Origin of the sequence: Pseudomonas sp. zfem004 (assembly GCF_032621715.1) — a bacterium.
Lineage (GTDB): Bacteria > Pseudomonadota > Gammaproteobacteria > Pseudomonadales > Pseudomonadaceae > Aquipseudomonas > Aquipseudomonas sichuanensis.
The window spans coordinates 117794-131547 of sequence record NZ_JAVYJF010000010.1 but is presented as its reverse complement, the minus strand read 5'-3'; the positions used below and the strand labels follow the sequence as shown (position 1 = coordinate 131547).

Genomic DNA, 13754 nt, shown 5'->3' with positions numbered 1-13754 from the left:
GCAACGCTGTTGCCTGGGCCGGCGTCATCGCGGGGCAAGCCCGCTCCCACGGTTTTTACTTCACTTGATGCTCAACGGCGCAGTCACGGTCTGCCCCAGCGCCGACTTCACGGTCACCGTCGGTGGCGAGGCCGGGCCGCTGCCAGTGGTGGTCACCGACAGCTTCCAGCGTGCCCCGGTACCACTCACGGTCAGTGTCGCCAGGCCCAGGTCGAGCGGGCCGCTGGTGGTGTTGGTGCTGACGCGGATGCTGTTGCCACTGGCCACGCTGGTGGTGCCGGCGATTTCCCAGGTCCAGCGGTTGTTGCTGCGCAGTTGCACGCTGGCGCTGCTGACCACCACCGTGTCGGCCTGCACGGCGGGCGATACGGCGATGCTCACCGTGGCCGGGGCCAGCGACTCCAGGCCTTTGGCATCACGCGCCAGGTAGGTGAAGCTGGCGGTGAACGGGGTGGCGACAGTGTCCGGCGGGGTATAGGTCACCTGGGTGCCGTTGCTGCTCACCGCGCCCATGCCCGAGTCGGGCTGGGCCAGGCCACTGACCGTCAGCGGCAGGTTGCCGTCGGGGTCGGTGTCGTTGGCCAGCACGTTGAGCACGATCGGCTTGCCGGCACTGGTGGCGGCGCTGTCGTTCACCGCCACGGGCGGTTTGTTGTCGGGGTCGTCATTGCCACCACCGTCGCCGTCGGCCTTGCGGAAGGTCGGCAGTGCGGCGGAGTTGACGTATTGCACGCCATCCCAGCCGGGCAGCGGCGTTGGCATCAGCTGGAACTGGCCAGGGTGCTCGATGTCCCAGCGCAGCAGCATCGAGGTGTCTTCATGCTGGGTGTTGTGGCAGTGCTCCATGTAGGTGCCGGCGAACTCGCGGAAGCGGATGGCCATTTCCACTTCCTCGGACGAGTCTTTGTCCGGGCCGATGCGGTACACGTCCTTGCGCGCCCACTTCTCCCATTCCGGCGGCGCCTTGCCGTCGCGGCTGAGGATCACGCCTTCCTCGAAGTGCACGTGCACCGGGTGGCTCCAGCCGTTGCCGCCGTTCTTGATCTTCCATACCTCGAGTGTGCCATCGCCGCTGAAGCCCGCGTCGGTGGCCTCGTTGGCCAATTGCGGAGCGGCGCTGATACGCCGTGGGTCCATGCTGTAGCCGAAGCCGCCGTCGGTCTTGATGGTCCAGGGCGTGCTGTCGGTGCCGTCCGAGCGGCCGAAGATGAACTCGCGGTGGCGCGCAGCCTTGATCTTGGCCTGGTCGGCGGCGTCGCCGGGGTTGATGCTCAGCGGGATCATCACCAGCCCTGCGGCCTTGCCAGGCTTGGCCGGTTCATACAGGGCCGGGTCCATGCTCACGTCCTGGCCGCTGTAGGGCTGCACCAGCAGTTGCAGGAACTTGCCCACCGCCGGGTCGCCGCCGTCCCATTCGGGGCCGTTGCTGGTCTGCTTGATCACGGGCTTGTACTTGCCCGACAGCACGTCGGCCAGGGCAATCGGCTGTTTCGGCCCTTTGCCGGTTTCATGCTCCATCAGGTTGACGAAGTACAGCTTGTCACCGGCCTTGATGCCGTTCTTGGCGAAGTTGACGATGATGTCGTAGCGCTCGGCGATGCCCTGCAGCGGCAGGATGGCGTTGTTGTCCTGGCGGTCGCCGTCGCCGTTGAGGTCCATGCTGCCGTCGAACGGCACGGCGTGTTCCATGATGTTGCCGTCGTTGGCGATCATGTGGAACGGCACACGGTTGTACGACAGGTTGGAGCCGCTCGGGCCCTTGAACTCGCCGGTGTTGCCGGCCACCTCACGCACGATGGCGAACTTGAAGTAGCGCGACACCGAGCCGTTGAGCAGGCGGAAGCGGTAACTGCGCGCGCGCACTTTCAGCTTGGGTTGGTACTGCCAGTTGACCAGGATCTGGTCACCCAGGAAGCCATCGGTGTTGAACGGGTTGAACCACAGCTGGCCGTTGGCATCCCAGGCCTTGTCGGCGATCACCAGGTTGACGTCGTAGTCGCGGTTGCCCCAGGGCATCGCGCTGCCGCTGGGGAAGCGCAGGTTGACGCCGTCCTGCAGGGCTTCGTTGCCACGGTCGATGGCCGAGTAGTAGTTCATCATCACCGCGTTGCCCTTGTAGACGTTCTGCGCGGTGAAATCGAGCATGTGGTCGTGGAACCAGTGGGTGCTCATGGTTTCGCGCCAGTCGCCGCGGATCTTGATGCTGCCGTTCTCGCAGGTCTTCAGGCCCGGTGAGCTGTCATTGACGAACAGGGTTTCGCCGGGCGAGCAGGGGAAGGCGGCGCGTGGGTCCTGGGCGCGGGTGTTGATGGTGTCGTAGCCGGCCAGCTGGATCGGCCAGCGGTAGTCGTAGTACTGGCCGGGGAAGAAGTAGGCGTTGGCGAAGCCGTCGCTTTCAGCCGGCGAGTGGCCGTTGTGTTCGTGGGTGGAAATGGTGTGCAGGCCGAAGCCGTAGTTGGCCGACGGGTCGATCGGCAGCGCGTTGTAGTGGCGCATCAGCACCGGCTGGCCGTAGCGCACCATCAGCAGCTTGACCGGGAAGGTGCCGTCGAAGGTCCACAGCGCCTTGTGGTTCTGCAGCGGCATCTTCGGGTGAAAGCGCGTGTCGATGCCCTTGGTGGTACCCAGGGTGGTGGGGATATCCGAGGTCTGGTAGTACAGGCCGCCGGGGCCGAACTCGCCCTTGCTGTAGCCGTGCAACTGCTTGCGGTCACGCAGGCCCTGGTTGATACGCGCGCCGGCCTGCGCGGTCTTGAACGCGGCCTGCGGGTAGAACTCGTTCCAGCGCTGGTGCGACCAGCCCTTTCCTGGCGGGCGGCCTTCGGCGGGCGAGCCTACCGAATTACGGTTGAGGAACATCTCGATCTGCGCCTTCCAGGGGTTGCGGTCAAGCACGTTGGCATACTGCGACGGGAACGGCGTCAGCCCAGGTTGCGTGAGGAAGGCTTCCAGGGCGTTGCCGTTGGGGCTGCTGCGGGCCACGATGTTAGGGTCCTGGGCGGGGGCCGGGCCGAGGATGGGTGGCGGGAACGTCAGTTGGTAGGGCGGGGTGGCCGGGTCGAGTTTTTCCGGGCCGAATTCTTCGAACAGCAGCAGTTGCTGGGTGAACGGCTCGGCGCCGAACAATGGGCTGGGCTTGCCGTTGGTGGGGTACTTGCGTGATGTCTGCTGCGCCGGCTGCAGCACGTTGTCGGTGGTTACCGTGGCGCGGTCGCCGTAAACCCCGTTGGTCAGCTCCAGCGAGCCTTGGTTGGCTTCGGGCATGCTTTTCAGCGCTTCAAGGGCCGCCGCTGCCGCCACTGGGTCGGCGGGTGGGTCGCTGTAGGCGGAAGGATCGGTAGGTGGTGGCTGGCTTACGTCGTCCAGCGACCCGGCAACCGCGCCCACCAGCCCGAAGCTGAGCAGCAACGCCGTGATCGAGGACAACCTGAACATCTGCAGGGATGTTGCTGCTGGTTTCTTCATTGCGGTATGCCCCGTGTTGTGCAACGGGCATCTGTTGCCCACCCTCGGGGGTGGCGCCGTGCCCTGTAGGTGGGATGAGCAACGGCTGTGCCAAAGGCAATGTGGCCAAGGGCCAGATATTTCAAGATGTTGCAAGAGATGCGAACGCGATACGCTCAGGCTTTGCCGCAAACCTGGGGATAGTCACCCACTGATGGGTGGGGAATGCTGCCCCACAGCTCACCTTTACGGAGTGTTCATGGACCCGCTGTTACTGATCGCCCTCGGCGCTGTCGTCGCCGGTTTCGTCCAAGGCCTGTCGGGCTTTGCCTTCGGTATGGTGGCCATGTCGTTCTGGGCCTGGGGCCTGGAACCCCAGGCGGCGGCGGTGCTGACCGTGTTCGGCAGCCTCAGCGGCCAGCTGATCGCCGTGTTCAGTGTGCGCCGGGGGTTCAGCTGGGGCCTGCTGTGGCCCTTCGTGCTCGGCGGCCTGGCTGGCATTCCGCTGGGAGTTTGGGTGCTGCCGTACCTGGACATGTTGTGGTTCAAGGCGGTATTCGGCAGCCTGCTGGTGCTGTGGTGCCCGCTGATGCTGCTGGCGCCGCGCCTGCCCAGGTTGCGCGGCGGGCGCCTGGCCGATGGCGCGGTGGGCATGGTCGGGGGTGTACTGGGCGGTATCGGCGGCTTCACCGGCACCGTGCCGACACTGTGGTGCACCTTGCGCGGCTTCGAGCGCGACACCCAGCGCGCGGTGATCCAGAACTTCAACCTGTCGATGCTGGCGGTGACCCTGCTCACCTACATCGGCAGCGGGCTAGTGACGGCGGCGCTGCTACCGTCATTTGCCGTGGTGGCGCTGGCGATGGCGCTGCCAACCCTGTTCGGCACGCGCTTGTACCTGGGCATCAGCGAGTTGGCGTTTCGCCGGATCGTGCTGGGGCTGCTGACCCTGTCCGGGGTGGCGATGCTGGTGGTGGCGGTGCCGGGGTTGCTGGGCAGAGTCTGAGCCAGCCAGGACAAAGATGCCTTGCCCCGGCCTCCGCTTCTTGGCACCCTTGCCGGCCATTGCCTGTCGCCAACCCCGCAGTACAAGGAACCCCAAGGTGAGCTGGGAAAAAGTCGGTAAAACCCTCGTGGGCCTGCTGCTCGTCGCGGTTACCGCCACCGCGCTCTACGCCCTGCTGCGCGACGACGGCCGCCTCGAAGCGCGCCTGACCTACGCCCACCTGACCTACCCGGGCCAGTTCAGCGAACGTATCAGCACGGCCAACGCGTTGCTCAAGTACGAGCGCCTGCATGGGCTCGTCCGCCAGATCGGCAACGGTACACTCGCTGACCCGCAGGTCGACAAGCTGGTGGAGCTGGCCCAGGCGCCGTACCTGCAACTGTTCGCCAAACCTTTCGAGGCGGGGCTGGTGGACCACCGCACCGGGCTGCTGATCGAACTGTTCAACCACCGGCAGCGCCCGCTGCAGGCCGTGCAGATCCGCCTGCCGGCCAAGGGCCTGGTGCAGATTCGCGACGCCGCTGGCAACGACACCCTGCTGGAAGCGCCCACCAACCTTATCGAAATCCCCAGTATCGAAGCGGCGGGCGAGAGCCGGATATGGGTGTATTTCGACACCGACTACTCGCAGGTCCGCCAGGGCGGCATCAGCATCCGGCATGCCGACGGCAGCGCCGATATCCGGGTGTACCGCGAAGTGCTCGGCTTTGCGGCGCTGGTGGCACGCTACAGCGTTGAGCTGATGGTGCTGCTGGGGGCGTTGCTCTTGGCTGTGCTATGGCTGGGCTATCGCAGCCTGGTAAAACGTGGGCGCGTCAGGGCCTGAGGTCACTTGTTATTGATGCACTGCGACTGCATTACGTAGCGCACGGTGCGCAGGGTGCCCTGGCTGTCCTCGTAGGTCATCAGGCGGGGCACGACGTTGCAGTCGCGCGGGTCGGCCGACTGACGCACCAGGCGGGCAACGTCCAGGCGCATGCCGTAGCGGTAGTCGACGATCTCCGGTATGGGCTTGGCGCGCTCTGCCGCGTAGGCGGCCACGGCTTGCTGGTGGTCCTCCAGCAGTTGCTCGTTGGGCCGGGTGGTAAAACCTGTGGCCTGGGCCGAGAGGGACAGCGCCAGCAACGCGGCGCTCAGGGTCAGTCGTAGCATGGTGGGCCTCCGAAAGGGGTGCGGTTTCGAAGCCCAGGCTATCCAGCACCAGCCAACAGGGGCATGACGCCAGGGTTACAGATGCGCAAGGTATGGCACTGCAAGGGCGTCAGCCCGGCTCGACGGTGCCCTGCAAGACCCCACCCGGCGGCAGGGGGATGACCTTGTAGCAGGCCTTGGCGGTCGCCAGCAGCGTACCGTCTTCGGCGTGCAGTTCACCGCTGGTGTAGTGCAGTTTGCCGGTGCGGCGGGTGACTCTGGCCACACCGGCCAGGTGGCCCGGCAGGGCCGGGGCCAGCAAGCGGGTTTCCAGCCTGGCACTCAGCGCCACCTCTTCAGGGCCGAGGGCGGCCAGCACCGCAGCGCCCATGCAGTCATCCAGCATGGCCCCGAGCATGCCGCCGTGGATGCACTGCAGCGGCGTGGTCAACGCAGTCGAGGCATGAAAGCGCACCCGCACCTGGCGCTTGTCCGGCTCATAGAAGATGAACTCCCAGCCCAGCAGCGAAGACGCATGCGGGCAGGGATGGTCGCCATTGGCAACCTTCCAGAACAACGTGGCGCTTTGCATGGCGGGCACTCCCTTCAGTGCGGCAGCTGGCATGTTTCGGGAGAGGTTGTCGCGTGTCTACTGGTAGAAATGCCAGGTGACGGGGGAGAGAGGCTGCGTCATTGTGGCGGGCCCAAAGCGTGGTTTGCTGAAAATGGAAAGCGACCCATACGACTTGAATGAGCCCTAAATAAAGACCAAAATCTAGCCCTTCATTGAGGGCTTGATCATGCAGAACATCTTCGCCGACATCACTGTCAGCGTCTCAGAATTGAAGAAGAATCCCACGGCAGTCATGGCAGGTGCACAGGGGCAGCCGGTGGCAGTGCTCAATCATAATCGCGTCATGGGCTACATGGTGCCCGCCGAACTCTATGAGGCGATGATGGAGCAACTGGAAGACATCGAACTGGTAGAGCTGGTCAAAGCACGTGCGCACGAGAAGGGCGTGCCGGTAGAGCTGGATGACCTATAAGCTCGAGTTTCTGCCCTCTGCGTTGAAGGAGTGGGAGAAGCTCGGCCATACCGTGCGTGAGCAAGCCAAGAAGAAGCTACGTGAGCGGCTGGTACTGCCCAGTGTGCCAGCGGACGCGATGCGCGACTTGCCCAACCACTACAAGATCAAACTCAAGTCCTCAGGTTATCGACTGGTCTATCGGGTAGAGGATCAGCGAGTCGTTGTGCTGGTGGTGGCGGTAGGCAAGCGCGAGCGTGCGGCAGCCTATCGCTCTGCTCTGAAGCGGTGAATCAAGCCCTCCTGTCCCGCAAGCCTCGCCCACCTCAAGTACCTGCCAGCCCTGCAACCCAATGCCGGGCGCCAGCGCGCATGACGCAATTGTAATCCGCCCATCACCTTGCCGTTATCAGCCAGCAGCGAGCATCAGCCTTGGCCGAAGGGGCTGGGTGCACGCGCATCTGGCCAGACCAGGGACGCTCCAGCGCCGAGGCCGTACAACTACAACAGCCGCAGCGAAGGAGCATCGCATGAGAAACGGTCCGACACTTTCCCTGGCCGCCCTGGTGGCAATGGCCGGCCCCGCCGCCTGGGCCGGCGACGCGCAGCAGGAGGGGTTTATCGAAGGCAGCCGCCTGAATGTGCTCAACCGCAACTTCTACTTCAACCGTGACCACCGCGACGGCCCGGCGCCGACCTACAACAGCGGCAAGGCCAGCGCCAACGGCTACTCCGAGGCCTGGGCCCACGCCATCATCACTCGTTTCGAGTCCGGCTTCACCGAAGGCACCGTGGGCGTGGGGCTGGATGCCTTCGCCATGCTCGGGCTGAAGCTCGACACCGGCGGTGGGCGCAATGGCGGGCGCAGCTCGTTCGATGTGCTGCCGGTGGATCGCGACGGCCAGGCCCGGGACGAATACAGCAAGGTCGGCGGCGCCGCCAAGTTGCGCCTGTACGACACCGTGCTGCGGGTGGGTGATGTGTTCCCGGCCAACCCGGTGGTGGCCGCCGGTGACTCGCGCCTGCTGCCGGAGAGCTTTCGTGGCGTGACCGTGGAGAACACCAGCCTCAAGGGCCTGACCCTGCAGGGCGGGCGCTTGCATGCCATGAGCCAGCCGGTGTCCAGCGACCTGCGCGACAACTTCGTGACCTTCTACGGCGGCCCGGTGGATTCGCCTTGGATTGCCTACGGCGGTGGCGACTACGCGATCAATGACTACGTCAGCGTCAGCCTGTTCGGTAGCCGCCTGAAGGATGTGTGGAACCAGTACTACGCCGGCACCAGCGTGACCTGGCCGCTTAGCGACGAGCTGGCGCTGATCGGCGGTTTCAATTTCTACAACGCCAAGGATGAAGGCCGCCAGCGCCTCGGCCAGTTCGACAACGATATCTGGAGCGCCAAGCTCGGCGTGCGCTACGGCGCCCATACCCTGGCGCTCAGCCACCAGCGCAACAACGGCGACGATGATTTCGACTATTTGCGCCAGTCCGATTCGATCTTCCTCGACAACTCCATCCAGTACAGCGACTTCAACTCGCCCAAGGAGCGCTCCTGGATGCTGCGCTACGACCTGAACATGGCCGCCTACGGCGTGCCGGGGCTGACGTTCATGACCCGTTACGGGCGCGGCAGCGACGCCGACTACAGCAATGCCAACGCCTTCTACATGCGCCGCGACGGCAACGGCGACCCGCTCACCGACCAGAAACGCTGGGAGCGCGATATCGAGGTCAAGTACGTGGTGCAGACCGGCGCGGCCAAGGACCTGTCGCTGCGGGTGCGCCAGGCCACCACCCGGGCCACGGCGTTCGAGTCTGACCTGGACGAGGTGCGGCTGATCGTCGAGTACCCGCTGTCGATTCTGTGACTACCCGAATTCACCTTCAGAAGCCCACGCGCTCCTTTGGTTACAGGTGAATGTTTTGGCGCCTCCGTGAGGCGCCTTTTTTTTGCCTGCTCAGTGCCTGCGTGTCAGGGCAACCAGCGAGATGCTGCGAATGCTGGCGCATTCGCGCAGGGCTGTGCAGGCCGCCTCCAACGAGGCGCCGGTGTCGACCAGGTCGTCCAGCAGCAAAACATCGGCGCTATGGCGCAAGGTGTCGTTGACGATGAAACAGCCGGCCAGAGCCTCGGCCCGTTGTTCATAGTTGGCGAGGTCGGACATCAATGCGGTGGGCCAGGTTTTCAGCAAAAGCTGGTCGCTGTAGGTGCTGCCCAACAACACCGCCACCTGCCTGGCCACTTCGTGGACCGGCTGGCAGGGGCGCTGCCTGCTGGCGGGCATCGGGATGACCAGGTCGAAGCGTTGCCCGGCCAATGCGGCGGCCACCGATCGAGCGAGAAAGGCGACCTGCTGGAAGTCGTCGCGGTACTTGAGTTGGAACAGCGCCTCGCCGATGTCGGTGCGCAGGATTTCAAACTGCATGTGACCCTGTGCGTTCAGGCCAATGGGGGTACTGAGCACGGTGTGCCTGTCAAGGCTGATGCCTTGGTCCCAGGGGCCATGGGAGGGAAGGGGTTGGATCAGCATTGCACGCTTCCTTGTACATGAGTCGATAGGGCGGGTGTCCGCTGCACTTGTAGTTCGCGGAAACATTTTGCGTCCGACTTTGCGTGCAATCGACTTCATGCTTTCCGTTTTGCGTGTAGTCCTTTTCTGGTAGTTACCGTTCTCTGCGGCAGGCCTCAGCCCACCCTCAACCAGATCGCCGACGCATCGTCACTCATCTTGAAGCGCGGGTAGCGCACGCAGGCTGCGTCGTCCTGCTCGATGTCGCGCAGGGTACGGGCCAGGTCGGCCAGCCCGTGGCTTATCAGGCGGGTGGTGAATGCGGCCGGGTCGTAGGCCTGGTAGGTGTCGAACAGTGCGGCAAAGCCGTCGCTCATCAGCAGCACATCGTCGCCCCTGGCCACCGGAGTGCGGCTGTAGCAGGTGCCGGCGCGGGCCTGTTCGGGTTCGACACCCAGCACGGCCCGGGGCCGCTCGCGGGCGGCGCGGCGATCGGCCAGCACCGCGGGAGTGCGCACACCGAAGGCGCCGGTGCCGGGGCCCAGGGCGGCGGCTTCGGCACGTTCGGCCTCGCGGTCCGGGGCCGGGGTAAGGAAGGCAACGCCCCGGGCGCTACGGTGCAGCACAACGCAGTCGGCCAGGTGCGCGCAGACCAGCTCGTCGCCCTCCAGGGCCACGGCGGCGAAGGCTGCGCGGGGCAGCTCCCACGGGGCCAGCGGCTCGCGTTGGCGGGTTTGCTCGTAGTCCTTGGCCAGGGTGTCGAATACCTGCTCGCAGATACCTTGCAATGGCCCGCAAGCGCCAGCGAAGGCACGCTGCGCCGCGCCCGCCAGCCAGGCCGCACCGCCGCGCTCGCCGAGCAGGCCGGCCGGGCCGAGGTCGGTGGCACCGTCGATGACCCAGGCATGGCGCTCGGCGCAGCCGAGGCGGTCATCGTTGGGCACATCCGGCTTGCCGGCAAGGCTCAGGGTCTGGATCAGGTCGAAATGCATGGCGGTCTCCGTGTCAGGCCAAGGCTGGGTTGCTCTGTGCAGCACCGACCTTGAACGCTGCGGCGCCCGGCGTCAAACCTGGCGCCGGCCAGGTCATTTGGACAGCGGCTTGTCCCAGCAGTCTTTGTACAGCGCGCAGACCTTGTATTGGCGGTCCATCAGCGCCATGCGTTGCATGTGATTTTGCAGGGTGGTGATGGTGGCCTTCTTGTCATCCGTTATATAGGTCAGCAGGCGCTCGATCATGCGTTGGGTCCAGGCCCGGCTGCTGGCCTTGTCCAGGCTGTCGGGCGCAGTGGCGAGGCGTTGCAGGGTCTGGTCGTCAGCGCGGTTGAGCTGGTCGGTGTAGACAGCGGTGTAGGCGGCGCGCCCGGTAACCTTCTGCTGCTGCATGTCGGTGCGCAGGGTGTCGAGGTTCTGTTTGTACAGTGCCCAATACTCATCCGGCACAGGCAGATTGCGCTCTTTGCGCAGCGTGGCCACAGTCTCGTCGGTGCTCGGATAGACAGCTGGTTTGTCCTTGGGATTGACGAGCGGGTCCCGGGCCAGGGTCTGTTCGATCCATTGGCTGCGTTGCGGTGTACCTGGCAGCACGGGGCCAAGCGGTGGAGCGGGGGGCTGCGTGGCACAGGCACCGAGCAGCAGTGTGGTGGCCAGAGTCAGGATGGCCGGGATGGAGCGCGACAACATGAATCCTCCTTGATAGGGGCAGGTGGTAAGCGAGGCATTGTGCCACTAGCACCAACCGTTGCCAGCCCTTGTCGCCTTGGGTTGTTAACGGTGATGATCCTCAGCCCAAGGATTTTCATCGACGAGGCCAGCATGCCCATTGCCCTGCTTCTGCGTTGCACCGATCTGGAAGGCACACGCGACTACTACCGCGACGTACTCGGCTTTAGTGTCAGCGACAGCGCACAGTCGACCCTCACCGCACGCCTGCAGGACTGCACGCTGGTGTTCACCCAAGACGACTTGTGGCAGCAGCCGATGGCCTGCTCCGGCACCTTTTACCTGATCATCGACGATGTCGATGGCTACTTCGCCCAAGTCAGGAAGCGAGCCGACATCGCCTGGCCGTTGCAGGACATGGCGCATGGCTCGCGAGAGTTCGGGGTGCGTGACTGCAACGGTTACCACCTGGCCTTCAGTCAACATCGAGCCGAAGGACAGGCTCGCTGAAACAGGCTGCGATGGCTGCGCGCAAGAACGATCAAGTGGTCCGCCAACACCCTTGGTAGTGTGGCTGCGCTGACTGAGGAGCAAGGGAATGCGAAGCATCGAACACATCCTGTGGTACATCGAGACGGCCCTGGACACCGACCTGGACCTGGGCCGTGTCGCCCGGCACTTCGGGCTTTCGCCGTTCGCCCTGGCCCGCCAGTTCGCCGCCGCCACCGGCTGGCCGGTGATGCGCTATGTGCGGGCCCGACGCCTGAGCCGTGCCGCGCAGGCCTTGCGCGGTGGCTGCCCGGACATCCTTGAAGTAGCGCTGGCCGCTGGCTACAGCTCCCACGAAGCGTTCACCCGGGCCTTCTGCGAGCTGTTCGGCATGCCGCCGAGCCAGTTGCGCGGCCAGGCCCACGACCCCTCTGCCTTGCTGGAGCCCCTGCGCATGAAAACACTCGACTTCATCCTGCTTGCCGAACCGCGTTTCGAACACCGCGATGCCTTCATCATCGCTGGCCTCGGCGGGCGCTTCACCTTCGAGCGCAACGAAGGTATCCCTGGCCTGTGGCAGGCCTTCGACCCTTACGTGGGGCGGGTGCCGGGCCAGGTCGGTGATGCCACCTACGGGGTGTGCTGCAACCCCGGCGACGACGGCAGTTTCGAGTACATCGCCGGAGTAGAGGTGACCAGCAGCCGCGACCTGCCGCCGAACTTCAGCCACTTCCGGCTGGCGCCACGGGATTATGCGGTGTTCCGCCACCAGGGCCATGTTTCGATGATCCACCAGACGGTCTACACCGTGTTCAACCAGTGGTTGCCGGCGTCCGGCTACCAGGCCGCCGATGCGCCGGAGTTCGAGCTGTACAGCGCCGATTTCGACCCGCTGCACGGTGGCGGTTACGTCGACCTGTGGATCCCCCTGGCCGGCCGCTGATCGCGTACCGCCAGTGCTGGCGGGCAGGGGGGCTAGACTCCTGGGACCTTCGCAAGGCCACAGGAGACCTGCACATGACCCCGAAGAACAGCATCTGTCTGTGGTACGACACCGATGCCGAAGAGGCCGCGAATTTCTACGCCCGGACCTTCCCCGACAGCCGGGTGACCGCCGTGCACAAGGCCCCCGGCGACTACCCGTCGGGCAAGCAGGGCGATGTGATCACCGTCGAGTTCACGGTAATGGGCATCCCCTGCATCGGCCTCAACGGCGGCAAGGCGTTCAGCCACAGCGAGGCGTTCTCGTTCCAGGTGGCGACCGACAGCCAGGAAGAGACCGACCGCTACTGGAACGCCATCGTCGGCAACGGCGGTCAGGAGAGCGTGTGTGGCTGGTGCAAGGACAAGTGGGGGCTGTCGTGGCAGATCAGCCCGCGCGTGCTGACCCAGGCCGTCGCCGGCAGCGACCGGGCGGCAGCCAAACGGGCCTGGGAGGCGATGATGGACATGGGCAAGATCGACATCGCAGCCATCGAGAAAGCCATCAAGGGGTGAGCCGGTTCGGCCAAAGAATCACCTAGCCACTGTAGGAGGGCAGGTGACCGAGCCGGATCAGGTACCAGCGCGAGGTTGGCGGGTCGCCTGCCAGCACAGCAAGGAACCCAGGGTGACCAGCAGCGCACCCTGCCAGAATTGCAAAGCCAGATGCGCCCCGAGCCACAGCGCGGCGAACGCCGACGACAGCACCGGGGCGAAGTACGAGGCGGTGGCCAGCAGGGTCAGGTTTCCGCGCAGGATCCCTAAGTTCCACAGCGCGTAGCCACCGGCGATGGACAGGCCCGCCCCGAGCAGTTCCAGGCTGGCGCCAGTACTGAAGGCCGGCAGTGTTTCTGCGCTGATGGCGTACTTGAGCCACAGCACCGCTGCGGTGAGCAGGAAGAACAGCACCACATGGTTCTGCCCGTCGGCGTAGCGGCGAGTGATGTTGCAGTACAGCGCGAAGGTGATCGCGCAGCTGGCCGCCAGGCCATAGCCCAACGGGTTGGAGCGGATGTTGGCGAGCACGCTGGCCAGCGACAGGCCATCGCTGCCGACCACCCAGAGAATGCCGAGCAGTGCCAGCGCGGTGCCTGGCACGATGTACCAGCGCGCCGCCTGGCGGTTCATCACGATCGCCAGCAGCACGGTCAGGCTCGGCCACAGGTAGTTGACCACCATCAGCTGGATCGCCTGGGTGCTGTCCAGGGCGTAGCCCAGCGCCAGTGACAGGCAAATCTCGTAGGCGACGAACAGTGCCGAACCGCCCAGCAGATACCAGGGCGAAGCTTTGCGCAAACGTGGCTTGCCCAGCAAGACCAGCAACAACAGCGCGCCCAGGGTGTAGATCAGCGCCGCTCCGCCAATGGCGCCGAAATGCTGGCTGACGCTGCGGATCAGGCCCGAGGCGGTGCTCCATAGCAGGATGGCGGCGAGGCCGCAGAGGGTGGCGTTGCGTCCGGTAATCCTGGCCATGGGCGGGCTCGCTGGAAAAGGCGCGGAGTCTAAC

The 13754-nt window shown here is 65.1% G+C and carries 15 protein-coding genes; 8 read left to right on the top strand and 7 right to left on the bottom strand.

Going from position 1 to position 13754, the window contains the following annotated elements:
• Positions 1 to 60: 60 nt before the first annotated feature.
• A complete protein-coding gene (locus tag RTH46_RS13300; protein WP_316905882.1) occupies positions 61 to 3465 on the bottom strand; it encodes an Ig-like domain-containing protein in 3405 nt (1134 codons plus the stop codon).
• Between the two features lie 238 nt (positions 3466 to 3703).
• Here RTH46_RS13300 and RTH46_RS13295 point away from each other — a divergent pair, with 238 nt between their 5' ends.
• A complete protein-coding gene (locus RTH46_RS13295) occupies positions 3704 to 4450 on the top strand; it encodes a sulfite exporter TauE/SafE family protein (protein ID WP_316905881.1) in 747 nt (248 codons plus the stop codon).
• A 97-nt stretch (positions 4451 to 4547) separates the two neighbouring features.
• Positions 4548 to 5276 carry a hypothetical protein gene (locus RTH46_RS13290; RefSeq protein ID WP_279847886.1) on the top strand — a complete coding sequence of 243 codons (729 nt, stop codon included), beginning with the start codon at positions 4548 to 4550 and terminating at the stop codon, positions 5274 to 5276.
• A 2-nt stretch (positions 5277 to 5278) separates the two neighbouring features.
• Here RTH46_RS13290 and RTH46_RS13285 read toward each other — a convergent pair whose 3' ends face one another.
• Positions 5279 to 5602, bottom strand: coding sequence for a DUF2790 domain-containing protein (locus tag RTH46_RS13285; RefSeq protein WP_316905880.1), 324 nt, complete (start codon positions 5600 to 5602; stop codon positions 5279 to 5281).
• 109 nt (positions 5603 to 5711) lie between these two features.
• The gene (locus RTH46_RS13280; RefSeq protein WP_178125828.1) at positions 5712 to 6173 is read right to left on the bottom strand and encodes a PaaI family thioesterase; all 462 of its coding nucleotides are present in this window, start codon (positions 6171 to 6173) and stop codon (positions 5712 to 5714) included.
• A gap of 208 nt (positions 6174 to 6381) precedes the next feature.
• Between RTH46_RS13280 and RTH46_RS13275 the strand changes: the two genes are divergently transcribed.
• The 3 genes from RTH46_RS13275 (at position 6382) to RTH46_RS13265 (ending at position 8474) form a co-directional block, all read left to right on the top strand.
• On the top strand, positions 6382 to 6627 hold the full coding sequence (locus RTH46_RS13275; RefSeq protein WP_316905879.1) for a type II toxin-antitoxin system prevent-host-death family antitoxin: 246 nt from the start codon (positions 6382 to 6384) through the stop codon (positions 6625 to 6627).
• Positions 6617 to 6898 (top strand): type II toxin-antitoxin system RelE/ParE family toxin, encoded by a 282-nt coding sequence (locus tag RTH46_RS13270; RefSeq protein WP_316905878.1) that lies wholly within the window; start codon positions 6617 to 6619, stop codon positions 6896 to 6898. Before RTH46_RS13275 ends, RTH46_RS13270 begins: the two co-directional genes overlap by 11 nt.
• Positions 6899 to 7136: 238 nt before the next feature.
• On the top strand, positions 7137 to 8474 hold the full coding sequence (locus RTH46_RS13265; RefSeq protein ID WP_279847882.1) for an OprD family porin: 1338 nt from the start codon (positions 7137 to 7139) through the stop codon (positions 8472 to 8474).
• 90 nt (positions 8475 to 8564) lie between these two features.
• Here the strand turns inward: RTH46_RS13265 and RTH46_RS13260 are convergent, their stop codons facing one another.
• The 3 genes from RTH46_RS13260 to RTH46_RS13250 all read right to left on the bottom strand — a co-directional run bounded on the left by RTH46_RS13260 (position 8565) and on the right by RTH46_RS13250 (position 10798).
• Positions 8565 to 9137, bottom strand: coding sequence for a ComF family protein (locus RTH46_RS13260; protein ID WP_153787351.1), 573 nt, complete (start codon positions 9135 to 9137; stop codon positions 8565 to 8567).
• Between the two features lie 155 nt (positions 9138 to 9292).
• Positions 9293 to 10108, bottom strand: coding sequence for a protein phosphatase 2C domain-containing protein (locus RTH46_RS13255; RefSeq protein ID WP_316905877.1), 816 nt, complete (start codon positions 10106 to 10108; stop codon positions 9293 to 9295).
• Positions 10109 to 10201: 93 nt separating this feature from the next.
• Positions 10202 to 10798: a hypothetical protein gene (locus tag RTH46_RS13250; RefSeq protein WP_153787353.1), complete on the bottom strand. Its 597-nt coding sequence runs from the start codon at positions 10796 to 10798 to the stop codon at positions 10202 to 10204.
• A gap of 132 nt (positions 10799 to 10930) precedes the next feature.
• On the opposite strand from RTH46_RS13250, the gene RTH46_RS13245 reads away from it, so the two are divergent.
• The 3 genes from RTH46_RS13245 to RTH46_RS13235 all read left to right on the top strand — a co-directional run bounded on the left by RTH46_RS13245 (position 10931) and on the right by RTH46_RS13235 (position 12763).
• Positions 10931 to 11287 (top strand): VOC family protein, encoded by a 357-nt coding sequence (locus RTH46_RS13245; RefSeq protein ID WP_153787354.1) that lies wholly within the window; start codon positions 10931 to 10933, stop codon positions 11285 to 11287.
• Between the two features lie 88 nt (positions 11288 to 11375).
• Positions 11376 to 12209: an AraC family transcriptional regulator gene (locus RTH46_RS13240; protein WP_316905876.1), complete on the top strand. Its 834-nt coding sequence runs from the start codon at positions 11376 to 11378 to the stop codon at positions 12207 to 12209.
• Positions 12210 to 12283: 74 nt separating this feature from the next.
• Positions 12284 to 12763, top strand: a complete 480-nt coding sequence (locus RTH46_RS13235; protein ID WP_153787356.1) for a VOC family protein — start codon at positions 12284 to 12286, stop codon at positions 12761 to 12763.
• A gap of 57 nt (positions 12764 to 12820) precedes the next feature.
• On the opposite strand, the gene yddG is transcribed toward RTH46_RS13235, so the two are convergent.
• Positions 12821 to 13720 (bottom strand): aromatic amino acid DMT transporter YddG, encoded by a 900-nt coding sequence (gene yddG, locus RTH46_RS13230; RefSeq protein WP_153787357.1) that lies wholly within the window; start codon positions 13718 to 13720, stop codon positions 12821 to 12823.
• Positions 13721 to 13754 lie beyond the last annotated feature (34 nt).

Coding starts and splice junctions, on each gene's coding strand:
- RTH46_RS13280 (WP_178125828.1), bottom strand. CDS start 6,173: ATGCAAAGCGCCACGTTGTTCTGGAAGGTTGCCAATGGCGACCATCCC.
- RTH46_RS13240 (WP_316905876.1), top strand. CDS start 11,376: ATGCGAAGCATCGAACACATCCTGTGGTACATCGAGACGGCCCTGGAC.
- RTH46_RS13300 (WP_316905882.1), bottom strand. CDS start 3,465: ATGAAGAAACCAGCAGCAACATCCCTGCAGATGTTCAGGTTGTCCTCG.
- RTH46_RS13265 (WP_279847882.1), top strand. CDS start 7,137: ATGAGAAACGGTCCGACACTTTCCCTGGCCGCCCTGGTGGCAATGGCC.
- RTH46_RS13245 (WP_153787354.1), top strand. CDS start 10,931: ATGCCCATTGCCCTGCTTCTGCGTTGCACCGATCTGGAAGGCACACGC.
- RTH46_RS13250 (WP_153787353.1), bottom strand. CDS start 10,798: ATGTTGTCGCGCTCCATCCCGGCCATCCTGACTCTGGCCACCACACTG.
- RTH46_RS13255 (WP_316905877.1), bottom strand. CDS start 10,108: ATGCATTTCGACCTGATCCAGACCCTGAGCCTTGCCGGCAAGCCGGAT.
- RTH46_RS13295 (WP_316905881.1), top strand. CDS start 3,704: ATGGACCCGCTGTTACTGATCGCCCTCGGCGCTGTCGTCGCCGGTTTC.
- RTH46_RS13270 (WP_316905878.1), top strand. CDS start 6,617: ATGACCTATAAGCTCGAGTTTCTGCCCTCTGCGTTGAAGGAGTGGGAG.
- yddG (WP_153787357.1), bottom strand. CDS start 13,720: ATGGCCAGGATTACCGGACGCAACGCCACCCTCTGCGGCCTCGCCGCC.
- RTH46_RS13285 (WP_316905880.1), bottom strand. CDS start 5,602: ATGCTACGACTGACCCTGAGCGCCGCGTTGCTGGCGCTGTCCCTCTCG.
- RTH46_RS13260 (WP_153787351.1), bottom strand. CDS start 9,137: ATGCTGATCCAACCCCTTCCCTCCCATGGCCCCTGGGACCAAGGCATC.
- RTH46_RS13235 (WP_153787356.1), top strand. CDS start 12,284: ATGACCCCGAAGAACAGCATCTGTCTGTGGTACGACACCGATGCCGAA.
- RTH46_RS13275 (WP_316905879.1), top strand. CDS start 6,382: ATGCAGAACATCTTCGCCGACATCACTGTCAGCGTCTCAGAATTGAAG.